23 protein-coding genes are annotated in these 26,476 nt (G+C 42.8%); 17 read left to right on the plus strand and 6 right to left on the minus strand.

The window, feature by feature from the left end:
• Positions 1–950: 950 nt before the first annotated feature.
• Complete coding sequence (locus tag ACTCNA_RS07955) at positions 951–2,495, plus strand: alpha-N-arabinofuranosidase (RefSeq protein WP_462947373.1); 1,545 nt, start codon at positions 951–953, stop codon at positions 2,493–2,495.
• Positions 2,496–2,578: 83 nt separating this feature from the next.
• On the opposite strand, the gene ACTCNA_RS07960 is transcribed toward ACTCNA_RS07955, so the two are convergent.
• Positions 2,579–2,767, minus strand: coding sequence for a hypothetical protein (locus tag ACTCNA_RS07960; protein WP_462947374.1), 189 nt, complete (start codon positions 2,765–2,767; stop codon positions 2,579–2,581).
• Positions 2,768–2,854: 87 nt separating this feature from the next.
• Between ACTCNA_RS07960 and ACTCNA_RS07965 the strand changes: the two genes are divergently transcribed.
• Positions 2,855–3,013, plus strand: coding sequence for a hypothetical protein (locus tag ACTCNA_RS07965; RefSeq protein WP_462947375.1), 159 nt, complete (start codon positions 2,855–2,857; stop codon positions 3,011–3,013).
• A 64-nt stretch (positions 3,014–3,077) separates the two neighbouring features.
• Here the strand turns inward: ACTCNA_RS07965 and ACTCNA_RS07970 are convergent, their stop codons facing one another.
• From ACTCNA_RS07970 to ACTCNA_RS07980, 3 genes are read right to left on the minus strand one after another with little or no spacing between them, the layout of a single operon-like run.
• Positions 3,078–4,121: a DUF6340 family protein gene (locus ACTCNA_RS07970; protein ID WP_462947376.1), complete on the minus strand. Its 1,044-nt coding sequence runs from the start codon at positions 4,119–4,121 to the stop codon at positions 3,078–3,080.
• Complete coding sequence (locus ACTCNA_RS07975) at positions 4,118–5,176, minus strand: DUF6340 family protein (protein ID WP_462947377.1); 1,059 nt, start codon at positions 5,174–5,176, stop codon at positions 4,118–4,120. The genes ACTCNA_RS07970 and ACTCNA_RS07975 overlap by 4 nt, the downstream gene beginning before the upstream one ends.
• Positions 5,177–5,191: 15 nt before the next feature.
• Entirely contained in the window at positions 5,192–7,243 is a 2,052-nt protein-coding gene (locus ACTCNA_RS07980) for a hypothetical protein (protein ID WP_462947378.1), read from the minus strand.
• 171 nt (positions 7,244–7,414) lie between these two features.
• On the opposite strand from ACTCNA_RS07980, the gene ACTCNA_RS07985 reads away from it, so the two are divergent.
• Positions 7,415–9,202: a M20/M25/M40 family metallo-hydrolase gene (locus ACTCNA_RS07985; RefSeq protein WP_462947379.1), complete on the plus strand. Its 1,788-nt coding sequence runs from the start codon at positions 7,415–7,417 to the stop codon at positions 9,200–9,202.
• Positions 9,203–9,320: 118 nt separating this feature from the next.
• On the opposite strand, the gene ACTCNA_RS07990 is transcribed toward ACTCNA_RS07985, so the two are convergent.
• Positions 9,321–10,418, minus strand: a complete 1,098-nt coding sequence (locus ACTCNA_RS07990; RefSeq protein WP_462947380.1) for an MraY family glycosyltransferase — start codon at positions 10,416–10,418, stop codon at positions 9,321–9,323.
• Between the two features lie 207 nt (positions 10,419–10,625).
• Here ACTCNA_RS07990 and ACTCNA_RS07995 point away from each other — a divergent pair, with 207 nt between their 5' ends.
• The 10 genes from ACTCNA_RS07995 to ACTCNA_RS08040 all read left to right on the plus strand — a co-directional run bounded on the left by ACTCNA_RS07995 (position 10,626) and on the right by ACTCNA_RS08040 (position 22,296).
• Positions 10,626–11,753 (plus strand): aldose epimerase family protein, encoded by a 1,128-nt coding sequence (locus ACTCNA_RS07995; protein WP_462947381.1) that lies wholly within the window; start codon positions 10,626–10,628, stop codon positions 11,751–11,753.
• A gap of 168 nt (positions 11,754–11,921) precedes the next feature.
• Positions 11,922–12,431, plus strand: a complete 510-nt coding sequence (locus tag ACTCNA_RS08000; RefSeq protein ID WP_462947382.1) for an RNA polymerase sigma factor — start codon at positions 11,922–11,924, stop codon at positions 12,429–12,431.
• Positions 12,432–12,459: 28 nt separating this feature from the next.
• Entirely contained in the window at positions 12,460–15,114 is a 2,655-nt protein-coding gene (locus ACTCNA_RS08005; protein WP_462947383.1) for a TonB-dependent receptor, read from the plus strand.
• 185 nt (positions 15,115–15,299) lie between these two features.
• Positions 15,300–16,139 (plus strand): FecR family protein, encoded by an 840-nt coding sequence (locus ACTCNA_RS08010; protein WP_462947384.1) that lies wholly within the window; start codon positions 15,300–15,302, stop codon positions 16,137–16,139.
• 12 nt (positions 16,140–16,151) lie between these two features.
• Positions 16,152–17,087 carry a DUF4382 domain-containing protein gene (locus ACTCNA_RS08015; RefSeq protein ID WP_462947385.1) on the plus strand — a complete coding sequence of 312 codons (936 nt, stop codon included), beginning with the start codon at positions 16,152–16,154 and terminating at the stop codon, positions 17,085–17,087.
• Between the two features lie 195 nt (positions 17,088–17,282).
• Positions 17,283–18,086 carry an SDR family oxidoreductase gene (locus ACTCNA_RS08020; RefSeq protein WP_462947386.1) on the plus strand — a complete coding sequence of 268 codons (804 nt, stop codon included), beginning with the start codon at positions 17,283–17,285 and terminating at the stop codon, positions 18,084–18,086.
• A gap of 316 nt (positions 18,087–18,402) precedes the next feature.
• Positions 18,403–18,939 carry a hypothetical protein gene (locus tag ACTCNA_RS08025; RefSeq protein WP_462947387.1) on the plus strand — a complete coding sequence of 179 codons (537 nt, stop codon included), beginning with the start codon at positions 18,403–18,405 and terminating at the stop codon, positions 18,937–18,939.
• Between the two features lie 155 nt (positions 18,940–19,094).
• On the plus strand, positions 19,095–19,997 hold the full coding sequence (locus ACTCNA_RS08030) for an alpha/beta hydrolase (RefSeq protein ID WP_462947388.1): 903 nt from the start codon (positions 19,095–19,097) through the stop codon (positions 19,995–19,997).
• Positions 19,997–20,521, plus strand: coding sequence for an NUDIX domain-containing protein (locus ACTCNA_RS08035; RefSeq protein ID WP_462947389.1), 525 nt, complete (start codon positions 19,997–19,999; stop codon positions 20,519–20,521). Before ACTCNA_RS08030 ends, ACTCNA_RS08035 begins: the two co-directional genes overlap by 1 nt.
• Complete coding sequence (locus ACTCNA_RS08040; protein ID WP_462947390.1) at positions 20,518–22,296, plus strand: aminopeptidase P family protein; 1,779 nt, start codon at positions 20,518–20,520, stop codon at positions 22,294–22,296. The genes ACTCNA_RS08035 and ACTCNA_RS08040 overlap by 4 nt, the downstream gene beginning before the upstream one ends.
• Before the next feature lie 54 nt (positions 22,297–22,350).
• Here ACTCNA_RS08040 and ACTCNA_RS08045 read toward each other — a convergent pair whose 3' ends face one another.
• The gene (locus ACTCNA_RS08045; protein WP_462947391.1) at positions 22,351–22,560 is read right to left on the minus strand and encodes a DUF2283 domain-containing protein; all 210 of its coding nucleotides are present in this window, start codon (positions 22,558–22,560) and stop codon (positions 22,351–22,353) included.
• A 189-nt stretch (positions 22,561–22,749) separates the two neighbouring features.
• Between ACTCNA_RS08045 and ACTCNA_RS08050 the strand changes: the two genes are divergently transcribed.
• The 4 genes from ACTCNA_RS08050 (at position 22,750) to glmM (ending at position 26,343) form a co-directional block, all read left to right on the plus strand.
• A complete protein-coding gene (locus ACTCNA_RS08050) occupies positions 22,750–23,646 on the plus strand; it encodes a pseudouridine synthase (RefSeq protein WP_462947392.1) in 897 nt (298 codons plus the stop codon).
• An 87-nt stretch (positions 23,647–23,733) separates the two neighbouring features.
• A complete protein-coding gene (locus ACTCNA_RS08055) occupies positions 23,734–24,210 on the plus strand; it encodes an RNA polymerase sigma factor (RefSeq protein ID WP_462947393.1) in 477 nt (158 codons plus the stop codon).
• Between the two features lie 38 nt (positions 24,211–24,248).
• Positions 24,249–24,890 carry a hypothetical protein gene (locus ACTCNA_RS08060; protein WP_462947394.1) on the plus strand — a complete coding sequence of 214 codons (642 nt, stop codon included), beginning with the start codon at positions 24,249–24,251 and terminating at the stop codon, positions 24,888–24,890.
• A 70-nt stretch (positions 24,891–24,960) separates the two neighbouring features.
• A complete protein-coding gene (glmM, locus tag ACTCNA_RS08065; RefSeq protein WP_462947395.1) occupies positions 24,961–26,343 on the plus strand; it encodes a phosphoglucosamine mutase in 1,383 nt (460 codons plus the stop codon).
• Positions 26,344–26,476: the final 133 nt, after the last annotated feature.

Consider the following 26,476-nt stretch of genomic DNA (forward strand, 5'->3'; position numbering starts at 1 on the left):
AACAAATGAATTCGGGGACTACACATGGGTTTCAAAAATATTATGATTGATTATCAGGTAGTTACAAAATAAAATAACCGAAATTTGTGCATTTTTTTTTGATTTTGGGTGGCATTTTTAACAAGTTGGGCTAGTCTTTCTGAGAAAGAGTTGAGTTGTTTCCATTCATCTGTACCGGGATGTACCGGGTAATTCCATGTAACTTCTTCTGTTTGTGCGGTTAAAATGAGAGGAAAGAAAAGTAATATAACAAAAAATCGTTTTAAGAAAAAAAGGTTTAAAATTGTTGAATTCATAGTTTATTGGTTTTTACGTTTAAATAAGTGTTTGATAATAGCAAATTATAGCAGTATCTATTTGAATTCAGAGTAACAGAAAGTTATCGGGAAGGAAAGCAATTGGAGTAACTTCCTTTGCCTTTGGCTGGCATCTTTCCCGGATTAATTCCACCTTGTGGTTTTCCGGGGAAAGTGGATTATGGGCCGTGTTTCATCATAGTATTGGTTTTAAAAGTTAATGCTTTGTTTGTTAAGATGCTAAAAGTTAAAATTTGGTTGCGTGCTTCCTTTCTTTTTTAATAATTGGTATTGTGTGTTTACCTTTATATTCCCAAAGATTGTAAAAGGTAACCCTGAAAATGAATGTTTTACAGCAGGGAATTTAATGTAGTTTATGCGGGGAAGTAGTCATGAGGTGGTCCGAAGGGTCTATTCCACGCAAAGTTCGCTAAGATTTTCGCCAAGAACGCAAAACAGAGATAGCTGATTATTATTCCTTTGCGTTTTTTGCGCTTCCCTGTTTTGTGGGCTTTGCGAGGGAATATTTAACGTTCAAGACAACTTCATGACTAAGACCTTCAGTTTTAAAACAGCTGTTTCTTGTTTGTTTTTCCATAACAGAGTTATATATTTGTAGTAAAAATTACTTTTATTCATCTTAAACCTACTGAAATGAATTTCAAAAGATTATTACTTCCCGTATTTTTACTGGTAGCCCTGTTTGCAACTGCACAAAACAAAATTGTAGTGAACACCGATCTCGGCAAAGAAAAAATCAGCCGGCACATTTACGGCCATTTTTCGGAACATCTCGGTCGCTGTATTTACGGCGGATACTGGGTGGGAGAAGATTCTCAAATTCCCAATACCAACGGCATCCGCAACGATGTGGTGGATGCCCTGCGCGAAATGGGAATTCCCAACCTGCGCTGGCCCGGCGGTTGTTTTGCCGATGAATACCACTGGAAAGACGGCATCGGTCCGCGCGAAGAACGTCCGACAATGATTAACACGCATTGGGGCGGAGTGACTGAAAACAACCATTTTGGCACCCACGAATTTTTGGAACTCTGCAACCAGCTCGATACCGAACCGGTTATCTGCGGAAACCTGGGCAGCGGAACGGTTCAGGAAATGTCGCAGTGGGTGGAGTACCTCAATTCCGACAACATCAGCCCGATGACCGACCTGCGCAAAGCCAACGGACGTGAAGAACCCTGGGGCGTAAAATACTGGGGAGTTGGCAACGAGAACTGGGGCTGCGGCGGTAACATGACTGCTGAATATTATGCCAACGAAATGAAGCGCTATTCAACCTACACCAAAAATTACGGGGACAACCGGCTGTACCGTGTTGCATGCGGCCCAAGCGGTACTGATTACCACTGGATGGAAACGTTGATGCGCGATGGGGCACCGGGCAGAAGTTTCCAGGGAATTTCGCTGCACTACTACACCGTTACCCACAATTGGCGGAACAAAGGTTCGGCCACCGATTTCGATGAAAGCGACTACTTTTTAACCATGAGCAAAACACTGTTTATGGATGAGTTACTGCGCAATCATATTAATATCATGGATCGGTATGACCCGCAAAACCGCGTAGGTTTGATTGTGGATGAATGGGGCAACTGGCACGATGTGGAGCCGGGAACAAACCCGGGATTTTTGTATCAGCAAAACACCCTGCGCGATGCGATGGTGGCTGCCGTAAACCTCGATTTGTTCAATAAATATTGCCGACGGGTGAAAATGGCCAATATTGCACAAACTGTGAATGTGTTGCAGGCTATGATTCTGACAAAAGAAGAGGAAATAGTGAAAACACCTTCCTACTACGTTTTCAAAATGTACAAAGTGCACCACGATGCCACGCTGCTGCCAACTGACGTTAAATCTGAATTTTATTCGCACGACGGCGAGACGATTCCGGCCATTTCTACCTCGGCATCGAAAGCTGAAGACGGAACCATTCACATCACCATCAGCAATATCGACCCGAATGAAGCGCTCGATTTAACCTGCGAACTGCGCGGACTGGAAAATGTAAGTTTTGAAAGGGGCGAAATCATTACCGGTGAAAAAGTAAATTCGTACAACGATTTTGGTGAAGCGGAAGAAGTTTCAACAGCATCGTTTAGCGATGTAAAAGTAAATGGAAATCAATTGGAGGTAAATCTCCCGGCTAAATCGATTGTGATGCTGGAGCTGAAATAGTTGCGGAATTCTTTTCAGTCAAAGCAATAAATTGAAAGCAGTTATCCTGAAAAACGGGTAGCTGCTTTTTACTTGGTGTGACTTTAAAGTTGGATTTGTTGTTCGATGATTTTCAAATCTCTTTTTCGGGTTGATAAAATGCGGATGTACTCTTTGCAATTACCGGCATGCTGCTTGTTTGTCTCTCCAAATACATGATAGGATTTTACTGCCCAGTCGATGGCTGCGTCCAGGTGACCTTCCATTTCGGAGGCCAGCGCCATGTTGAACATACTTTTGGCTGCAATTTTTTTGTTCTTGTTAGCGATGTTGCCTTTCCAGAAAATTCCCGGGAATAGATTTCTGAAGCAATACTGTCAATGTTTGTTGTATCGCGTGCAGCAACCGATTCAATTGAGTATTCTGCAAACCAGGGATTGAACGGGGCATTGCTGTTGTTATACCGCACGGCCACATTTTTATATTCGGGAGGAATAACAATACTGGCGGGCACAAAAACTTCCAGATCAATGGTTTGAATGTTTTCAAGTGTAATAGCAGCCGGAAAACACCAGCATTGCAGCTAAACCAGCAAACAGAAGCTTAACGCTGCTCTTCATTTTGCGTTTGATTTAACTTTTTGAAATCTTTTTTACGCGTTTCGAGAGCTTTCTGGTATGAACGAATCATTTCCAGCTCGTCCTGATTGTGGTAACTCTTTGCCAAATCGTATGCCGCTTTCAACCACTCTTCGGCCAATGGAATATTATCTTTCAATTCGTAGGCAAGTGCCATGTTGTAGCGAGCGTTAATGGCCAGTTTTCCATTCTTGTCATCGGTGTATTTTTCCCATAAAGAAATGGCCTGATCCCATTTCCCTTCTTCAAAATAGAGGGCAGCCTGTTCAAAATCGGGTAGCGGCGGAACTGAATAAATGCGGTTCACCGTTTCCCATGATGCATGAAACCGTTTGGCGTAATTTTCGCCTGCCAGTGCCGATGCCATTTGCAATGCCTGTAGCCTGGGCGGCGGATTGTAGCCTTTTTGGTAATTGCCCTGGTTGTCGTAACCATTCCAAAAAACCGTATCAATAATTGTTTTGCGTTCAATAAGTCGTTCCCTTTCGGGGTCGTAAATTCCCCACACCGCAGCGGTAATTACCTCGTTCGATTCCGGTATTTCAAAGTTTTCAGGATAAGAGGCAAAAAAGTAGGAGAATGTTTCCAGTGCGATAAGTAAATCAGACTGGGTTGTGCCGGCAATTTTTTTGGTAAGTTCACCGGGCAATTCAGGCAAATGTTCACCCGTGTGGCGTTTAAACGAACGGTATGGAAACAGATGAACCTGTTGGAAAGTATTGCTGCGTTTCAACTCTCTGGCCAATCCGTTCAGGCATGAATTAACCATAATGCTGTCCAGTTCTTCGGGGTCGTTTTTCGCTTTTACCAGTCGGTAGTTGTTTTTGTAAAAATGCTGAAGGGTATCGTTTGGGTATTTAAAATTACGGTAAATTAGTGCCACGCTGTTTGCCGCTGGCGGAACAGCTGCCTCGCCGGGTTTGTAAACTTCAATGGGGTATTCTTTATAAACCGTGCATGACGTAAATAAAACCATCAGTGAAATTATGGGCAATAAAAGGCGGTTCATAGTTTTTTGTTTTTTAATTCGCTTTTTCTTCTTTTCAGAATCTGTAAGTATTCGTACGTAATTGGGCGGTACATGGTGTTGTACGATTTTAGTGCCCACGAAATAGCAGCGTCTAAATCGCCCAGAATTTCGTTCCCGATGGCGATATTGTATTGAGCTTTACTTCGTAATGTTTTTGAACCGGCATTTTCGCTGATCTCTTTCCATAGCGCAATGGCCGTTTGCCAGTCGCCAGAGTTTGCCAGTTGAGTGGCTTGTTTCATTTCAGCATTTCCCTTGATGAAAAACTTGCGCTGTTCGGTGAACCAAATCATCGAAATTTTTTCTGAAAAATCGAGGGCAATGGAAATTCCGGCCTCGGTAAGTGCTTGTTTAACCGGTGTAAATTTAGTGAAGAGGTTTCTGGTCGATACGTCGGCATCTTCCCAGTAGAGTGTGTCGCGAAGGAATTCACGCATTAAAACTTTTTCCTGGGCCGGGTCATAAACCCTGAACAGTGCTTCGTATATGATTTGCATTTGCGCGGTGGCTGCCGAGTAAAATCCATCCTGGAAGGGGTCGAAATATGATTCACTTCCGTAATCGGTGATTACTCTGGTTTTGAGGTGATCGAGCGATAGTACGGCATCGGTTTCAAAAGTTTGTGCAAGGTTTTTTACCGTGTCCCAGGGCAGCGGAAGTCCGAAGAATGAACTACTTTGCGGGGGCAAAAACCGGTTCTCGGGAATGACATAATCATACCTTCCTGATTCAAACAAAAGTTCACCCAAAGCTTTCATCGTGGTGTCCACCATTTGAAAGTCGCAAACAACAGTGTCATAACGGAAATTTTTTTCGTAAAATATATTTTGAAGTGAATCAGCCGAAAGATCGGAATAGTTATTATCGACTGCCTGTGTTACAATGGTAAGGCTCTGGATGTTTTCCGGAAGATTTTTGGGAGCCGGTTCGGGTATTTCAATCAGCAACGACTGGGTGGAAACACATGAATAGCCGAGTATTAAAAAAATTAATACTGTTAAGTAGTTTCCTGTTTTGCTGAATTTTTTTTTCATTGCTTAAAGTCTCAATTAGTAAATTCCCCAGTATTTTCTCAAAAACCATTCCACGCTAAGCAGCAGAAGAAAAACAAAGAACAGCCAGCGCAGGTTTAGCAGTTCGTTCACCATTTCCTGAAAATAGCTGACAGGTTTAAGGTGGTTACTGTTCTCAATTTCGTCAACGAGTTGACTGGCCTGACCGGGAAGGAAAAAGTTGCCACCGCTTTGTGAAGCAAGTTGATACAACATGCGGTGGTTGGCCCGGGTTACAACGTTTTCGAGATTAACAGCAGTCACCGCAAAACTGCCGGTTTCGGTGTAGGTTTCGTTTCCAATAGTCACCTCCGATGTGAAACTGTAATTGCCCACCGGCAGCTTTCCGGCATTTAGTGAGTAGTTGTCACCCTGCACATCAAAAGTGAAGTGAAATTCTTCTCCGGCATCGTTAACAATATCAATGTTGACTTCTTCGGTTGTAATCCGCTCAAACGCATCGTTATACACTTCGGCTTTTAAAATAATGTCGTCAATTTCGGCATAAACCGGCTGGAAATCAATCATGAAATTATCTTCATTTTCGCGAAGTGCCAGGTATTGAACCAGCTGGTTAACCAGTTCATTAAACTCGTCGTGTGTTTGGTTGAAATAGTAATTGTAAAGTCTCCATCGCCAGATTCCCTCGCCAAAAATATAGCCGGTTTTCCGGCCGTTTAAGGTGCCTGTTGCAATCAGCGGTTTCGATGTTTCTATGTTTTTTACTTTTTGATAGAGCAACGGTGTAAAACCCGGCTCAAGACTGTAGTTTGCAAAAGGTACGAGCAGTGGCGGAAAGCGTAGAACAACCTCCCTGAAATTTTCGCTAAGTGTGAAAGTCCCGTAAGCAGGATTGACAATTGCCTGGGCTTCCTCCGGTGAACCGGGCATGGGGTCAATTTCAACACCTGTTGCCAGTGTGTTCAACTGGGGCAAAAATGTTTTGTTGCCTACGATAAACAGCAAAGGCACCCGGCTGTTGCGCGATTCATTAATAATGCCGGCCATTGAAATGCCCGAACTGGGAAGCTGATTTAATACTACAAGGTTGAAATCGGACAAATTTGCAGGGTACGGTTCTTCAGTAAATATGGAAACTTCGTAGGATTGTTGTTGTTCCAGCGTGCTTTTTATCGCGCCGTTATCGGGATGCGGCCCGTCAGAAAGAATCAGTACTTTTTGCTTGTTCTCCAAAACATTCACCACGAATTCAGCCGTATTATTTTCCGTGTTGCGTTCATTTTCAGTTGCTTCAATTGTGGCGGTAAAATGTTTCAACCCGGGGTCGCCCGAGTCGAGTATAAACTGGTGCGAAAAGAAATAATCGTTGTTGGGCGGTGTAATTACCGTTTCGGCCAGTTTTTTATCATTTTGAAAAACCGAGAGTTTTAACGGCTGCCCGGCCAGTTTTGAAAAACGGGTATCGATTTCAACCGGAAAGCGGTTGCCTGAAAAAGAAGTCCGGTTTACCTTCACATCCTGAATCCGGGCATCGGCAACCACAGTGGTATCGCCCATCCCGATTGTGTAAACCGGATAAGTAATTTCATCAGTCATGTTCACCGGGTTCATTCCCTGGTTGTAAATCCCATCGCCGGCAATGAGTACTGCTCCAATATTTTCATTAAAATGATTGTTGCTGATGGTGGTTAAAAGCTGGCTGTAATCTGATTTTTTTTCAGAAAAATTCAGGTCACCGTCCAGTTTGGTGTCCTGCCCGAAAGTGTAGTTTACAACAGTGTACTGGTCGCCCAGCTCACTGGTGACAAGCTCTTTGATTTCGGCAACCGACTGGGCTGCAGTTGCTGAATCGGAATCGGCAACTACCGAACCGGAATTATCCCATGCTGCAATCACAATCGGGTTTTGAACAATACGTTTCAGGTTTTTTATAAACGGCGACAACAGCAAAAAGGCAATCAGGAAAAAAGAGACGAACCGCAAAACCATTAAAATGCGAACCTGGGTTTTGGTCAGTTCCTTGTTGTCTTTGTTCTTAAAATAAAGGATGAAAACAATGCCGGCAGCTGCAATTAATATTGCCAGCAATTTAAAAAACCAATAATTTGTGCCAAATGAAATCAATGTAATCCCCCCTTCTTTTTGCGACCGTAAATATACAGAACTCCTTTTTAATACGCTGATTAATGCTTATAATTACATGAATTTTAAAAACTAATTAATTACTTTTTGGTTTCCGTTCCAAATAAAATGAAACAAATGAAACAAATGAATTTTAAAATATCGAAAGCCATTGGTTTTATTCTTTTTGTTGCTTTCGTTTCGTCCTGCGCAACCCGCTACAATCCGGATATTACTGCCGAAGAGCTTAAAGCAAGTGTAAAAATTCTGGCTTCCGATTCGCTGAAAGGACGAAAAGCCGGCGAAGAAGGTGGCCGGATGGCAGCCGGTTTTATTCGGAATGAATTTGATAAAGCTGGTCTTGAATTGTTGTATGAACAGGGTTTTCAAAAATTTGAACTGGTTTCTTCTGCAGAAATTGGCGACGGCAACCAGTTTAGCGTGGACGACGAACCTTTTGAAGTGGCAAAAGATTTCTCGCCTTATGCATTTTCAGCAAACAGTACAGTAACAGCACCGGTTGTTTTTGCCGGTTTTGGGCTCGATGTTAACAAAGACACACTGGTGTGGAACGATTTTGAAAACCTTGAAGTGGAAGGGAAGTGGATACTTGCCCTTCAGGGCGATCCGGATTTGGAAAATCCCAACAGCCCGTTTATTCCCTTTTCCACTGAGCGGGCAAAAGCGCTTACGGCTTCCGACAAAAATGCAGCCGGCTTACTATTGGTTGCAGGCCCGTCAGTTAGTGAAACCGATGAACTGTCAGCGCTTTTTTTCGATAAGAACGTGAGTCGCTATTCTATTCCCGTATTGCAGGTTACACGCGAAGTGGCCAATAAAATGCTTGCCGGAACAAACAAAACCGTGGAAGAACTGGAAGCCGAAATTCTGGAACAGAACAGTTCTGTTGGATTTGCCACCAGCGCAGAAGTTGAAGCCAGTGTGAATGTGCTGATGAATAAATCGGAATCGCAGAATGTGGTGGCCTTACTGGAGGGGAATGATGCGGCATTAAAGGAAGAATTTATTGTAGTTGGCGCACATTATGATCATCTGGGAATGGGAGGTCCGGGATCGGGTTCGCGTGCTTTAGATACAATTGCCGTGCACAATGGTGCCGATGATAACGCTTCGGGAGTGGCCGGAATTATTGAGCTGGCCCAAAAACTGGCTACTGAAAAAAGTAACAAGCGGAGCATTATTTTTGCCGCTTTTGGTGCCGAAGAAATGGGACTGATTGGCTCAAAAAAGTTCACTTCAAATCCTCCCATGGAAATTGAAAAAATTACGGCAATGTTCAATTTCGACATGATTGGCCGGCTCGACACAACTGAAAATGCTTTGAGCATTGGAGGCACCCAAACAGCCCAAGAAACAGAAGAAATACTGTATGATTTAAACCCGGGCTTTGAGCTCTCTTTCTCAGGCGAGGGGATTGGCCCTTCGGATCATGCTTCGTTTTACCTTCAGGATATTCCTGTATTTTTTATTTCAACAGGTGCGCATCCCGATTACCACACACCCAACGACGATGCTGAATTGTTGAATTATGAAGGGGCGGAAAATGTGGTTGAGTACGCTTTCTTGTTAATTTCTGAAATAGCCAACCGCGACAGTGCGCTCACTTTTCAGGAAGCCGGGGCCAAATACCAGCGCAGCATGGGGCGCTTTAAAGTTACGCTGGGAATTATGCCCGATTATGCTGGCCTCGAAGACCGTGGACTGCGTGTTGATGCCGTTTCGAAAGGAAAACCTGCCGACAAGGGCGGAATGATAAAAGGTGATATTATTACGGCCATCGATGGAAAAAAAGTGGGCAACATTTACGATTACATGAACCGTTTGCAAAACCTTGAGGCCGGTCAGATTATCTCTGTTGACATCATCAGGGAAGAGGAAGAAAAAGTCTTGCTGATACAGCTTTAACCGAAAAGAACAGGAAAAATTTTCAGGAATTGGAAAAAACAGGATACCGCTGAACTACCGAATCTCAATTATTTTTAATGTTGAAAACGAGTCTGTGAAATCAGGGGAATATCGGATTTTAAGAAGTATGTTTAACCATTTTTCCCTCTGCTGGAATTTTTACATGCCTTATTCGTAAAATCATGGATGGTACAAATGAAAGGAAAATGCCAAATAAAAAAACAGCCAAAAACTGAATGGTTACATCCAGCATTAAAATGTTTAACAGCAAAGCAAAACCCATCAAAAATACATTCGTAATTATTATGATAGTGGTTACTTTCAGGTGGCTGGGAACCAGGGCAAGTAACCGGTGGTGAATATGGTTATTGTCGGGATGGAATGGTGATTTTTTATTACAAAGCCTGATGGTAATTACCCGCAAAGTATCGATTAATGGAACCATAACCAGGGAAAAAGAGACTGCAGGTGCCGCCACTACTGAATATTGCCCGTTTTTTATTATGTTAAATTCATTGAATTTTATGATTATTGTCGATATTACGAGCCCGATTACCAGCGACCCGGCATCACCCATAAAAAGTTTATTTTTTTTACCGAATACATTGAAAAGGGAAAACCCGACGAGACTGCCTGCCAGTGCGAAAGACATGATTGCAAATTGAATATGCCCGACGATAAAAAACCACCCTCCAAAGATCGAAGATGCAAATATGGCTAACCCGCTGGCAAGTCCGTCAATGCCGTCAATAAGGTTATAGGCATTAACAATGGCGAGAATTATAAAAAGGGTCAGTAAAATTCCGGTAGCACTGTGGATTTCGTAAATTCCAAACATACCATGAAGATTTGTAATTTGCAGATTTCCTAATAAAATTAGCAACATGGCTGCAAATATCTGAACCACAAATTTTTTCCTTGCTGAAATAGCCAGCAGGTCATCTTTCAATCCGATAAAAAACATGAGAATTATGGAGGCAACAATGTATTTGAGCGATTCAAAACTGTAACCGTCGGTAGCAACAATAGTGCTTAGTACGAAGCCTATAAAAATTGCAACTCCACCTAATGGCGGGACAGGAGTTGTATGGATTTTTCTGTTATTAATTGTGTCGAAAAGTTTTTTTTCTCTTGCAACTCGTAAAATGGGGGGAATGATAATAACAACCAGCATAAAGCTCAGGGATACAGCTAATAGGATTAAAAAAAACTCCATATTCATGTTTAGACTTTGTATATTCAGTAGCAAATGTATTAATAAAAGTTAAAACTTTTGAATATGGGGTTTAAAAAATAACCCATTGCTTACTTTGTAAATTTTTTAAAATTAAGTTCAAATCAGTATTGTTTTAAGGTTTTATGGCATTTATAGAACCTGATTTCCATAATGATTTTGTACTTTTATTACCAAATTTAAAAAATTATGAAAAAACTGTCACTATTAGTTTTGGCTACACTGTTTGCAGCGTGTTCCGGCACTACTGAAAATGAAATTGATATGCCTTATTCAAAAGCTGATTTCGAAGGAATTATTGATGGAAAAACTACCCGGATGTTTAAAATGGAGAACAAGAACGGGATGGTTGTTACACTAACCAACTACGGAGCGAAAATTATATCGGTTTATGTTCCTGATAAAGAAGGAACCTTTGATGATGTATTGCTGGGGTTCAATTCCATTGAAGATTACCAGCGTTATGGTGCAAGTCACGGCGCAGTGGTTGGGCCGTTTGCCAACCGGATTGCCAATGCGCAGTTTACCATTGGCGAAGAAACCTATCAGTTGCCGGTAAATAATGGCGAGGCCTGTTTGCACTCGGGACCAGACAGTTGGTATCGCAAAGTGTGGGATTACAAAAAAAACGGAAATGTGGCCACGTTTACGCTCGAAAGCCCCGACGGTGAATTTGGCTTCCCCGGGAATAAAACCGTAAAAGTGACCTACACGCTTACCGACGATAATGAATTGAAACTCGACTATGAAGTTTCTACTGATAAAGCCTGCCACATTAATGTGACCAACCACAGCTATTTCAATTTGAAAGGCGAAGGCAACGGGCAAATCCTCGACCACGTGCTGGTTATAAATGCCGACAAATCGACACCCGTTGTGGATGAGAACATGATTCCTACCGGTGAGATTGCAGACATAAAAGGAACTCCGCTCGATTTTACTTCGCCGCATACCATTGGAGAACGTATTGATGCGGATTATCCTCAGCTTAATTACGGTGCCGGCTACGATTTCAATTATGTGATTAACAAGGAGCCGGGCGAACTGGCCTTTGCCGCCAGCGCTTTTGAACCCGAAAGCGGAAGGTATATGGAAGTTTTCACTACCGAACCGGGAGTACAACTTTACACAGGAAATCATTTGCAGGGTACTGAAATTGGCAACAGCGGGGTGGCTTACACCAAACGTACCGGTTTTTGCCTCGAAACTCAACATTTCCCCGACAGTCCGAATCAGCCGGATTTTCCTTCAACTTTACTTCAACCGGGCGAAGTTTTTAAATCGACCACCATCTATAAATTTTCGGTAAAAGAGTAACCAGTGAATTAAATATTGACGGGGTTTTGTCACAATTGTTAAAGCGAAAAAGGCTGGCGATTGTGGCTTTTTTATGATGTTCCTGAAAAAATCAGCATACGTATTTGGCAATAATACAGCTAATTTTGGGTTTTCTTTCAGTAAATTTGAAAGTATAAAGTGTAAATTTTGAAGAAACACAGAACCGATGCAAAAAACTGGTTTAAGGATATTTTTAATGCAAACTATGAATATATCCGGAACTACTTGTATTACCTTTCGGGTGATATGGAGCTTGCTGAGGATTTGGTGCAGGATGTTTTTCTCCGGCTTTGGGAAAAACAGGATGACGTGAAAGAGGAAACAGTCAGCGCTTTTTTATTTACCATTGCAAAAAATAATTTTCTGAAAAGCAGACGCCGGGTGAAAAATGAGTTGAAATTTCGGTCGGCTTTTTTTGAAAATACAGAACACAAATCGCCGGAATATATTCTGGAAATGAAGGAGTTTGACCAAAAACTGCAGCAGGTTATTTCAGAAATCCCTGAAAAAAGCAGAACGGTTTTTCTTATGCACCGGATTGACGGAATGTCGTACAGTGAGATAGCCGGTAATCTGCAGCTTAGTGTGAAAGCTGTTGAAAAAAGAATGAGCAGGGCGTTAGCTGTTCTGAATGAAAAACTGGGCAAGAAAATCTAATTTGATAACACGGAAAACGCAAAAGGTTTTGAAAAGATCGATTCGAAATAGTATCCTGATTTTGTTTTTCATGATCGCTTTTCTGAAAGTGGGAGCGCAGAATCCGGTCATAAATTATATTTCGGAAGGAAATTCGCTGTCATCGGTTTTGGAGGAAATAAGCAACCAGTATGAACTAAAATTTGCATTCAATTCCGGTTCTTTTCAAAATATAAAAACAAATTTTAATTTGAAGGATGCCACGCTCGGGGAATTTTTGCAATTACTGGAAGAAGAATATTTCATCCGGTCGAAAAATATTGACGGAACCTGGGTGCTGGTAGCCGATTTGCCTGTTGTTTCGGAAAAGAAAAAGAAAGAGACAAAACCCAAAACGGCTGTTTTGTCCGGGGTTGTGAAAGATAAAACAACCGGCGAAAATTTGATTTACTGCAACGTGGCTACTTCCGGCAACAGGGGAGGGATGACCAATGAACTGGGATTTTTTAGCTTTGAAATACCGGCAACCGATTCAGTTTTGATTTCTGTAAGTTATGTCGGTTTTCAGCGGCTTGACACATTGGTGGTGCCTTCAAAAGATTTGGTAATTGCACTTGAACCACTGGAAATTGTGTTAGGCCCGGTTCAGGTTATCCATTACGAAAAAGAAGTTTTACAGGCCTCACCTTATGTGGACAGAATCAGTTTTAACCCATTGAAATCTTCAGAAATCCCACGAATTTCGAATGATGATTTGGGAAATGCATTGCTACTCATTCCGGGTGTGAATTTTTTGCAGGGCGGCATTTCCGGTCTCTCCATCAGGGGGAGTTCACCCACCGATAACCTGGTGCTGCTCGACGGAATCCCGGTGCTCGAAACCAACCATTTGCTGGGGAACATGAGTGTGTTAAACGCTAAATTTGTAAACCAGGCATTTGTTTCCAGGGGTGGATTCGATGCTGCTTATGGCGGCCGCGTGGCCGGATTAATTCAAATAACCGGGAAGTCGGGCGAGAACAAAAATCCTTATTTCGATGTGTCTGCCAACCTGCTCAATACAAATGTGCTGGCAAGTGTTCCGCTTTCCGAAAAATTTTCGGTAACTGCAGCCTGGCGCCGGTCGTTTATCGATCAGTGGCAAAATTACCTCTATTACCGGCTCATCGACGATGTAATTGCAAGTGAGGAAAATCCGGTTACTTCCTCCATCATTCCTACCGTTAAATATAACGATGTGAATGCCAAAATCAGTTTTCATCCTTCCGAAAAACTGGAATTCAACCTGAATTTTTTGTATGGAAACGATGAACAGAGCAGGGATTTTGAGCTGATTCAGACAAACGATTACTACCGCAATGAAAGGACGAATGGCAAAAATACAGGGGTGAGTTTCAACTGGAAATGGCAGGCAACCGACAACTGGTTTCATTCCCTTTCTGCCGGAATGTCAACCCTTGAAAGTGAACGGATTGATGAAACCGGTGAACTACAGGAGGTTACTGAAATAATTGAAAACCCGGGGCAGGGGGTTGGCAAGGGAAAAGGCCTTGCCAAAACAAAAGAACGCACATTCACCCGCGAAGTTTTCGACATTGATAATGGCTCCAATTATCTCGAGGAATTCAGGGCCGGCTGGGAAACCACATTCAAAAAGGGAATTTTTGAAAATGAGGCGGGAGCCGGATTCACCGCCAATAAATTTACTTACGATTTTTACGCGGAACGTACCGGGGCCGAAATTGAAATTGATGCCATTGCCAGTGATGCAACGCTGAAAATGATGAATGCCTTTTTTCAGCAGCGCATCGATTTGAATGAGCAATTTCATTTCAGATGGGGGTTGCGCACCAATATCGATTTGGCAAATGGGAAAACCTACTGGCAACCCCGCGGTGGTTTGGAATTTCATCCGTTCAGCGGACTCAAAATCTATGCGTTGTCCGGCGTTTACTACCAGTTTTTGTCGGGTATCAAACGATTCGATACCCAGGGGTATTTTAACCAGATTTGGTACCTGCCCGAAAACGATGGACGCGGGACCGTAAAAAGCCAACATTACATTGGCGGTGTTAAATATGAAAGCAGGGGATGGTTTATCGATATTGAAACCTACCTGAAAAATGCATCGGGCAGGGTAAATTTATTCGCTGAAGAAGTTCGAAGAGGTAACGACCTTACCGTAGCGTATTTGCCCCATGAAACCGAAGAGAAAAACCAGGGACTGGACTTGTTTATCCAGAAAAAACAACGCCATTTTAACCACATGATTAGCTATTCGCTGTCCTCTTCCGAAGTGAAAACTGAAGGCATCCTGGGTGGCGATTGGTTTCCCGATTACAACGACCGTCTTCACCGGATAAAGATTACCGAAATGGTGAACTGGCGAAACTGGACCCTCACCGGAAGCTGGCAACTGGCAAGCGGATTGCCTGCTTTGAGGTTGCAGCCTTCAAATGGAGAGGAAGGTTTTCAACGATCTGACTATTTTTCACAGCTCGATTTTGCACTGTCGAAAAAAGTTGTCCTGTCGAGGTTTGTTTTAAATGGCGGTGTTTCATTACTCAATGTTTTTAACCGCGAAAATGTGGTGGAAGTAAATTACCTTCGGTTTTCTTCCGAATCAGGTTCAATGACCGTGCGTTCCGATATTTCTGCACTCGGGTTTACTCCTGTTTTTTTCATGAATGTCAGGTTTCAATAGAAATTATCACATTTCTAAAGGTCTTTTCGAGAGCTGTGTTTGGTAGCGTTTTGTTGATAAATGGCTCAAAAATTCAATTTATCTTTCAAAAAAAAATCATTTCAGGGTAGGGGATTTTTCACGATGTGGATATAGTAAGTGTTACAAATAATTAAAAATAGTGTTCGGGAAAACTTTTTGTCTTAATGGATAAGAATCAAAATAATCAATCAATTTCGGAAAAGGCTGATATGCTAATCAGTCAGTACCACGTAAAACCCAATATGGACAAGGAGGAAGTACTGGACACTGTTTTAAATAAAATTGAACGGAAAGAAGCAAAATCTGTTCGCCGGATCAACTGGTTCCGGGCCGCAAGTATTTCGGCCGCTGCTACGGTTGCCGTTTTACTGGCTTTCTACTTTTTTACCGCAACCGTTACCATTTCTGCAGATGAAGATGGCGTATTGACTTACCGCATGCCCGACAATTCGCGGATTGTTTTGCACAACGGCAGTGATGCCGAATTCGGGAAATATTTCAAAAAACGGCAGGTGGCACTTGAAGGCGAAGCTTATTTCGAGGTTGAAAAAGGAGATGGCTTTGTTGTTAAAACAGATAATGGGATTGTCCGGGTTTTAGGTACCCGGTTTTTGGTTTCCGATAACAATAGTAGATTGAATGTTAGATGTTACCAGGGAAAAGTGGAAACCGAATTTAAAAATGAATCGTGGATGCTGGAGCCGGGGATGCAATTTGCGGGAGATGAAAGCTCTGCAAATAAAAGCAGGTTTGATGAATCCGTTCAGTTTCCTGATTTTGCGTTGTTTTCTAAAAATTTCTCCAATGCACCGCTCACCGAAGTTATTCAGCGAATTGAAGATTTTTTTGAAGTTCAAATTAATTTACAACCCGGAATAACAAAAACTTTTTCCGGAAGCATCCAAACCGCAAACCTCGGAAACGCACTGCAAATTGTGTGTGAATCGCTCCGGTTAAAATACGAATTTGAAGATGATTACAGAATAAAAATTTTTAACTATTAAATGAAAATGATTATGAAAACAAAAAAGAAACAATTGTTGAAAACGAGAATTTTAGGTATTATTTCACTGATGACTATAATGGGATTTGTCATCGGCTGTACCGAGACTTCTGATCCTGACTTGAATCCTGATACCGAGCCCGGGAATGGATACGTGGTTCTGAAACTTACCGATGCCCCGTTTCCTGCTGAATATGTGGCGGAGGCCAACATTTCTGTCGATTGGATCCAGATGCTAAGGTACGACGGCATCGATGAGCAGGAAGGCCAGAAAATTCACGAGTCTGATTCCACTCATATTCTGTTTGAACTGGAAGATACAGTGACATTCAATTTACTTGATTTGAAAAATGGTCAAACGGCTATTTTAGGTGAACAGGAAATTCCTGTCGGCAATTACGACGAAATCAGATTGCATGTTGTTGATGCCGGTATTGTATTAACCGATGGAACAGAATACGATTTAAAAGTACCGGGCGGTGATGCCAGCGGGTTGAAAATAAAGCTGGATCCTTACCTTTCGGTTGGCGACGGCAGCTATGCAGAAGTTTTACTCGATTTTGACGTGAGCCGCTCGTTTGTGGTGCGAGGAAACCTGAGTAAAGGGAAAGTAAATGGGTTTATTTTTAAACCTGTTGTAAGGGCGGTTGCCAACTATCAGGCAACAACCGGCGAGATTGAAGGGATTGTTTCCGATACTACTGATGTCCTGCTGGAAAATGCCCGCCTGACACTTCTTTCGGGCGAAGACACGGTGATTACAGCCATTACAAACGAAGAAGGGTTTTATGCAATGATTGGAATCCTTCCGGGGGATTATACCCTGGTTTCCGACATGGATGAATATATAGAGCAGCAGGAGGAGGTGACTGTTGATAAAGGAGAAGTTACAGTGCAGGATTTTGTGCTTGTTCCGGAAGACGATGAAGAAGAAAACGTAGATGAGTAATAATTTTGTTTTAGGGTTGAGATGTATTGTCTCGATTTGAAGTAAAAAAGAAAGGCACCGGAAATGGTGCCTTTTGTTTTTGGCAAATAATGCATGCTGCCGTTATTTTATTGTTGAATTATATTACAAATCTTTTCTTTCCCTGTTTCGTTTTTTTCGTACTTTCGCAGTCAAAACAAACCGCTCGGGAATTTTATGCAAAATAAAGTAGTAATTATTACCGGGGCTTCTTCCGGAATTGGTAAGGCACTGGCCGTTAAATACATTAACGAAGGCTGGAATGTGGTTATTGCAGCACGCCGCGAAGACCGCCTCCTGGAGCTTCAAAAAAAATTGAAGCCCGGCAAAATGCTTCCGGTAAAAACTGATGTTACAAATCCTGATGATTGCAGGCTTCTGATAGATAAGGCGATAGAAAAATTTGGCCAAATCGATGTACTCATCAATAATGCAGGGATTTCCATGCGGGCATTATTCAACAATACCGAAATGGAAGTGCTCCACAAGGTGATGGATGTTAACTACTGGGGCACGGTAAACTGCACCAAATTTGCCATGCCGCACCTGTTAAAAACGAAAGGTTCTCTGGTGGGAGTAATCTCAGTAGGTGGATACATTGGCCTGCCGGGGCGTGCCGGATATTCGGCCTCAAAATTTGCGGTGCGCGGTTTCCTCGAAACACTCAGGATTGAAAATCTTAAAACCGGACTCCATGTATTGATTGCTGCTCCCGGATTCACCGCCTCCGAAATTCGTAAATCAGCCCTGAAAGCCAACGGCGAAATGCAGGGTGAAACTCCCCGGAATGAAAACAAAATGATGCCGGCAGAAGAATGTGCGGCCCATATTTTTAAAGCTGTTGAAAAGCGAAAAAGAGAGCTGGTACTCACTTTTCTTGAAGGGAAATTTACAGTATTTCTTTCTAAAGTAATGCCGCGCATCCTCGATAAAATGAATTACAAAATGTTTGCCAGCGAACCCGATTCACCATTCAAATAAATCGGTTTTAAATTTAATTCAGAAAAAAGAAAAGAAGTGTCCCTAATACAATCAGAATTATAGTGCTTCGGCAATCCGGTTAAACTGAAGAAATATTTTTTTGCTGATTTTATTCTTGAATTTACTGATTACTCCTGTAAGACTGAACCACCAGACGAGTGCTCATAGAAAACCCATTAATATTCCCTCGAACAGTAATTTGAAAATCATCGTACAAAAATAACATTTTACACGTTTGGAAGTTTTTTATTCTGACATGTTTTCCTGATTGAATTATTTTTACTTTTATGTTTCGATTTTTAAAACTTGAAAAGCAATGGAAGAATTAACGGTCGGAACACGCGTTGAACATCCGCGCTACGGCGAAGGAATTATCGGTAAAAACAACCTTACCGCTTACGAGATTTTTTTTGAACGAGGGGGCAAAATTGAAATCACGAAACGAAATACCGATTTAACGGTTCTGGAAAAAAACGACGAAGCTCCTGCAAAAACAGGACTTTCGGTCGCCGATTTTGAAAAGGTTCTTACTTATGTGCTCGACCAGTACGGAGCTTTAAGCGAAGTGGTTCCGTTGGGTGAAAAATGGCACGGCGGTAAATTGCTGTTACAACCTGCAAATCCCGAACTTAAGCCAAAAGAAATTCCGGTGGAAGCATTCTTTCATAAAATTGTGATGCTGCGTGACCGTTTGCGTGTGCTGGAACAAAACATCAACAGTCACAAAGTTTTAACTGACGAAGATAAAGTGAACCTTCAGCAATATATTACACGAATTTACGGTTCACTAACCACGTTTAACGTACTGTTTTCAGAAAAAGAACACTATTTTGCAGGATCAAAATCGAAATAATATTCCTTGGCATCTTTGCGCCTTTGCGAGCAAATTAAATCCGGCAATATTAAAATAATGAAATAATTGATAACTAATATAAAATTGTATGACCAGGTTTCTTGTCTTGTGTCTTGCTACTTGATTCTTGCGTCTTAAATCTAAAAATCAGAACAATGAAACAATCAATCTTATTTTTAACCCTGTTTTTTATGACATTCTTCCTTTTTGCCCAGGATAAAGTTATAAAAGTTTGGCCCGACGGCGCTCCCAACAAAAACGGAATGACCGAGCCCGAAGAAAAATATGACGGTGTGCGGGTGCGCAATGTTTCCGAAGCCGAAATGTATGTGTATTTGCCTGATGAGGAAAATAATACAGGTGCAGCGGTGGTGATTTGCCCGGGCGGCGGTTACTGGATTGAGGCTATGGATCACGAAGGATACGACATTGCCGAATGGCTGAAATCGAAAGGAATAGCTGGCATTGTGCTGAAATACCGGCTGCCATACGGAAATCACGAAGTGCCGTCGAGCGATGCCCGGAAAGCCATCAAAATTGTACGCATGAATGCTGAAAAGTGGGGAATTGATCCGGATAAAATTGGTATTGCCGGTTCTTCAGCCGGCGGTCACCTCGCTTCCACCGTTGGAACCCGTTTCGATTACGGAAATGAAAATGCCGGTTCAGAAGTAGAAAAAATGAGCAGCCGACCTGATTTTATGCTGCTGCTTTACCCGGTAATTACTTTCCGCGAGGAATTCGGCCACATGGGTTCGCGCAAAAACCTGATAGGCGAAGGAAACAACTGGGAAATGGTGGAAAAATATTCCAATGAGCTGCATGTTTCATCTGAAACCCCTCCCACTTTTCTGGTGTTGGCCGACGACGATTCAGCCGTGCCACCCCGGAATTCGGTTGAATTTTATTTGGCACTGAAAGAAAACAGTGTACCGGCCGAAATGCATATTTTTGCTGAAGGCGGCCACGGTTTTGGAATTACCAAACACAACCAGCCGGCCGACCAGTGGCCCAATTTGTTTTATAACTGGCTCAAAGCCATTGAAATTATTGATTGATGCAGATTACACATCCTTTAAACGTATTAAAGTTTTGCCCGAAATGTGGTTCCCACCATTTTCACCAGTCGGGCGATAGGTCGTTAAAATGCGATCAGTGCAGTTTTCATTTTTTTTTCAATTCGGCAGCGGCCGTTGCAGCTTTGGTAACCAACGAAGAAGGTAAATTAATGTTGACTACCCGCGCTGTGGAGCCCGATTCCGGTAAGCTCGATCTCCCGGGCGGGTTTGTTGACCCGGGCGAAACGGCCGAAAATGCAGTAAAACGAGAGCTCGAAGAAGAACTTTCGATGAAAGTGAAATCACTCGAATACATTGGTTCGGAACCCAACGAATATATATTTTCGGGATACAGCGTTTTTACACTCGATATGGCTTTCCGCGTTATTCCCGAATCAGTATCCGGGCTGGTTGCCATGGATGACATCCTTGATTACCGGTTTTATGCTGAAGATGAAATCGATTACACGCAAATTCCTGCACCGTCAATTAAATCATTTGTCAAACAATATTTTTTAAAATGAACGAAATACGAAACCGCCTGAAAACACTACGAATGGAAATGCTAAAGCACGATCTCGATGCTTGGTACATTTCGGGAACCGATCCGCACTCCAGTGAATACCTGCCCGACCGATGGCAAACGCGTGCGTTTATTTCCGGTTTTACCGGTTCTTACGGAGTAGTGGTGGTAACCCAGGAGGAGGCCGGATTGTGGACCGATAGCCGTTACTTTATTCAGGCCGATGAACAATTGAAAGGCACAGGAATAAAAATGTACAAACTACGCGTTCCGGATGCTGTTTCACCCGGGGACTGGCTGGCACGAAAGCTTGATAGTGGCAGCAAGGTGGGTTTCGATCCGCAAACACTCACCGTGGAAGGTTATCGCAGTTTGAACAATTCGCTGCAAAAAAAAGGAATAGGTACGGTACAAACACCTGATCTTTTTGAGAAAATCTGGGAAGACCGTCCCGAAATTCCCAAAGATGAAATTATTGAGCTGGATACAATTTATGCCGGACTGTCACGAAAGGAAAAACACGAAATGGTTGCCTTAAAACTGAAAAAATCAGGAGCTGATTTTCAGGTGGTAACCGCGCTCGATGACCTGGCGTGGGGTTTTAACCTGCGGGGGGCTGACATCCCGTACAACCCGGTTTTTACAGGTTATGGCGTGATCGGAAAGAGTGAATCGGTACTGTTTACTGACCCGGTGAAAATCTCAAGGGATTTGAAGGCCCGGCTTGAAAAAGAACGGGTTGAAATTCATAATTATGCCGAATTCTGGGAATGGCTGAAATCGGTAAAAAGCCGAAATGTTTTAATCGATACTGCTTCCGCCAATTATGCGGTTTGGGATGCGCTTCATGATGATAATTTTCTGCAAGAAGAAACTTCGGTGATTTCGCTGCTGAAAGCACAAAAGAATGAAACCGAACTTGCCGGATTTGGTAAGGCCAGGAAAAAAGATGGCGCAGCTCTGGTAGAATTGTTGTTCTGGTTGAAAAACAGCATCGGCAATGAAAAAATTACAGAATACACGGTGGCCCAAAAACTGGCAGAATGCCGTGCAAAACAAAATGGATTCCGGGGCGAAAGTTTTCCGCCGATTGTGGGCTACAAAGAACACGGTGCCATCGTTCACCTGAATGTGGGCCAGGACGATGCGCTTCCTTTGGAAAAAGAGGGAATTCTGCTGTTTGATTCCGGCGGTCAGTATTTAGACGGAACTACCGACATTACCCGGACAGTGGCACTGGGTGAAGTCAGGCCACAGCAAAAAACCGATTTCACGCTGGTGCTGAAAGGAATGATGGCGCTTACAATGGCTGTTTTTCCGGAAGGAACAAAAGGTGCTAATCTCGATATTCTGGCGCGCAAGGCACTTTGGGAAAACGGGCTTAATTACGGTCATGGCACCGGTCACGGGGTGGGGCATTTTCTGAATGTGCACGAAGGCCCGATGTCCATCCGCCAGGAGTTTAATCCGGTGCCCATTAAACCCGGCATGGTCATGTCCAACGAACCTGGATTGTACCGCGAAGGCGAATATGGCATCCGCACCGAAAATATGATTGTCTGCGTGGAAAAAGAAACTACCGCTTTTGGCAAGTTCCTCGGATTTGAAACATTGACGCTCTGCCCGATTGACACTTCGTTAATCGACAAAAATCTTCTCAACAAAAAAGAAATCGACTGGCTGAACAGTTACCACAAAAAAGTGCGGGAAGAACTGAAACCTTTGCTTTCGGATGAGTTGCAAACCTTTTTGGAGGATTTGACACGGCAAATTTAAGCCATCCGTCAAGCGGTTTGAAACCGCTTGACGGATGATTTCCCGTTTTATGCATTAAATAGTCATCGGGCTTTCTACCTGATTGAAGGAGAAACTGGTAATTTCCGTCTGTTTTTTTGCGTGTTCAATCGTTATGTTAACCACATTTCCGTTTTTATCCGTTTCAACCAGTACATTTTCATTGATATCTTTGGTCTCGGTAATTTCGTTGTTGTTGAAATTCACCAGTAGAGTGTCAGTATCCTTAAAATAAGTTATCTTCATGATGTTAGTTTTTAAAATTCCTGTCAAAAAAAGTATTGTGGACTGTTTCTCCATCTTCCATTACCACAATTCGCAAATATTTACCCAAATTTTTTATTTGCGGAGCTAAAGTTATAATTTTTGATTTTATTACGGTAAGGAAAATAAATGCAGATTTTTTCCGACCTTTGCAAAAATTTGAAAGTCAATATGAACAGGAACCAGGGAAAAGGACGCAGGGATGCGTCTGACAACAGGAGAAGAGGTAAAAATGAAAGATCGTCAGGAAAAGAGCGAGCTTCAGGAAAAAAAGTAATCAGGCTGAAAAAAAGGCCGGAAGGGACCCGGTCCAAAACAGGGAAACTACCACGGAGTAAACCTGAAAGGACAGCCACTACCGGCGAAATGCGCCTGAACAGGTTTATTGCCAACTCAGGTGTTTGCTCAAGGCGCGAAGCCGATAAATACATTGCAGCAGGGCTGGTAACCGTTAACGGCGAGCCGGTTACCGAAATGGGCGTGAAGGTGAAAATGTCTGACGATGTGCGGTTTGACGGCCGCAGGCTGAATGCCGAGAAAAAGGTTTACATTCTGCTCAATAAGCCAAAAGATTTTATGACCACCACACAGGATCCGCATGCCGACCGGACGGTGATGGATTTGGTGAAAGATGCATGCGACGAGCGCATTTACCCGGTGGGCCGCCTCGACCGTAACACAACCGGCGTTTTGCTGCTGACCAACGACGGAGAGCTTTCCGATAAGCTGATTCACCCGAGCCGCAAAGTGAAAAAAATATATCAGGTAACGCTCAATAAACCGGTGGCCAAAAACGACGTGCTCCGGATTGCCGATGGCGTTGAGTTGGAAGACGGGAAAATTGCCGCCGATGCCGTCAGTTTTATCGATCCGGCCGACAAAACCGAAATCGGTCTTGAAATACATTCGGGCCGGAACCGGATTGTGCGCCGTATATTCGAGCACCTGGGGTACAAGGTGAAAAAACTCGACCGTGTTTACTTTGCCGGGCTCACCAAAAAAAATCTGCCGCGCGGCAGGTGGCGCGTCCTTTCAAAAAAAGAGGTGCAATTCTTAAAAATGAAATAGTCCGGTTTCATACCATCCAAATTCGAATTTAAAATGTAATTTTTTAGCTATCCTTTTACTAATAGTTCAGTTTTGGAAAAGGAGTTTTTGCAAATAATTCAGAAGAACCAGGGTATCATTTACAAAGTGTGCAGCCTGTATTGCGATTCTCAGGACGACAGAGATGATCTGTTCCAGGAAATCGTGGCGCAGTTGTGGAAATCGTATCCCTCGTTTCGGAAAGAATCGAAAGTAACAACATGGATGTACCGAGTGGCGCTGAATACGGCTATCACTTCGTTCAAAAAAAGTAAACGCAGGCCCGATCAAAGCCGCTTGTCGTCCCAGAATTTTCAGATTGCGGAAGAGAATTACGATACCGAAACCGAAGAAAGCATTAAACTTTTGCACAAAGCTGTAAAACAACTGAGCGGAATTGAAAAATCGATAATCCTGTTGTTTCTGGAAAATAAAAAGTACGAAGAAATTGCGGAGATTACTGGCATTACACAAAACTATGTGCGGGTGAAAATGAACCGCATTAAAAAGAAACTAAAAAAACTGATGGTTAAAGAAGAGGATTGATTATGGAACTGAATGACTTAAAAAAGGCCTGGCAGAAAATGAGTTCCAAAGAGGAACTTAACGAAAGCCAGATCGAAGAGATGCTCCGTAAGCATACCAGTAATCTGATCGAACGAATCGACCGAAATATTAAAATAGGATTCGGAATACTTTTTATCCTGATCGCCCTTTTTATTTTAGACGACTTTTTCTTTTCGCCCATGTTGCTGGAGAGCATGGGAGGCGACTTTGAAATACCCCTGTGGCTTAACTTTCTGAGCATTTTTACCAATGCATTAATTTTTACAACATTCATCTATTTTGTGGTGAAATATTACCGTGTGAAAAAAAGCTGCGATATTAGCTGCAACCTCCGCGAGACGCTCGTGAAAATAATTAAAACCCTCAAAATTTATCAACGGTTGTTTTACCTCGCGCTTATTTTCTTGTCTGCAGCCATGACAGTTTCTTTTATAACCGGTCTGTACAATGGAATGGAAGAGAGCGCCGCCGACAACGGTGTCCTTTTGTCCGATATTCCGCTGCCAATGCTACTGCTTACCATCCTGGTGGGATTTGTGGTTTTGGTGTTAATGGTTGGCGGAATATTCCTGATCATGCGCTGGGGATTTCGCCGCCTTTACGGGAATTACATTCATAAACTGAAAAATACGCTAAACGAACTCGACGAGATTATTTAATTGCCTGTTCAATTCCGGAATTTCGGGGAAGGTTGTTAATTTTGTTTCTTTAAACTAAAATTGAACAACAATGGCTTTAATAAAATCAATTTCCGGGATCAGAGGTACAATTGGCGGCAAACCGGGCGAAGGCCTCAGTCCGCTCGACGTGGTGAAATTCACTGCTGCCTATGCCACCTGGGCCAAACAAAATTCAAACAATCAAAAAATAAAAGTAGTTGTAGGCCGTGATGCACGTATTTCCGGCGAAATGGTAAGTGCGCTTGTTGTGTCCACTTTAACCGGCATGGGCTGCAATGTGGTGAACATCGGGCTGGCCACAACACCCACTACCGAAATTGCCGTTACCGAAGAAAATGCCGATGGCGGCCTGATTCTTACGGCCAGCCACAATCCGAAACAGTGGAACGCCCTGAAACTGCTCAACTCGAAAGGTGAATTTTTGAATGCTGAAGAAGGCGTTCAAATTCTTGAATATGCCGAAGCAGAAAATTTTGAATTTGCCGAAGTGGATGATTTGGGCGAAATTTCTGAAAAAGATTACACACAGATCCACGTTCAGAAAGTACTTAATTTGGATTTGGTAGATGTGGAAGCCATTCAAAAAGCCGGTTTCTCTGTGGCCGTTGATGCCGTGAATTCAGTAGGTGGAATTGCCATGCCGTCGCTTTTCAGTGCACTCGGAATAAAAAACGTGGTGGAAATCAATTGCGAACCCACCGGGCATTTTGCGCACACACCCGAACCTATTCCGGAGAACCTGAAAGAAACTTCATCGATAATTGGTATAAGTGATGTGGATGTGGGATTTGTAGTCGATCCGGATGTGGACCGGCTGGTGATTATTAACGAAGATGGTAGCATGTTCGGCGAAGAATACACACTGGCCGCCGTGAGCGATTACGTGTTGAGCCAGACTCCCGGCAGCACGGTTTCCAATCTTTCATCGAGCCGGGTGCTGCACGATGTAACCGAAAAACACGGGCAAATTTACACTGCTTCTGCAGTTGGCGAAGTAAACGTGGTGGCCAAAATGAAAGAAACAAACGCCGTGATTGGCGGCGAAGGGAATGGCGGCGTTATTTACCCGGCCAGTCATTACGGACGCGATGCATTGGTTGGTGCTGCTTTGTTTCTCACACACCTGGCCAAATCGGGGATGAAATGTTCCGGGCTGCGGAAAACATACCCTGACTACTTCATGTCGAAAAACAAAATTGAGCTCACACCGGAAATCGATGTGGATGGTATTCTGTTGAAAATGAAAGAAAAATACAGCCATGAAAAGGTGAACGACATCGACGGGGTGAAAATCGATTTTGAAGACTCATGGATCCATTTGCGTAAATCGAACACCGAACCGATTATACGAATTTATTCCGAGGCAAAATCGGTTGAGGAAGCTGAGAATTTGGCGCAAAAAATGATTGAAGAAATCAAATCGGTTATTTAGAAACATTCACTTAACAATTAATTATCTTTCGGCTGTTGAAAATTAATTTTTCAATAAGTTTTTGCTATACAGTCAGTTATTGCAATGTTTTTTAGGAAATACGGTTTATCTTTGCAGAAAAACAGGGAACGAT

The organism is Tangfeifania sp., assembly GCF_055108615.1.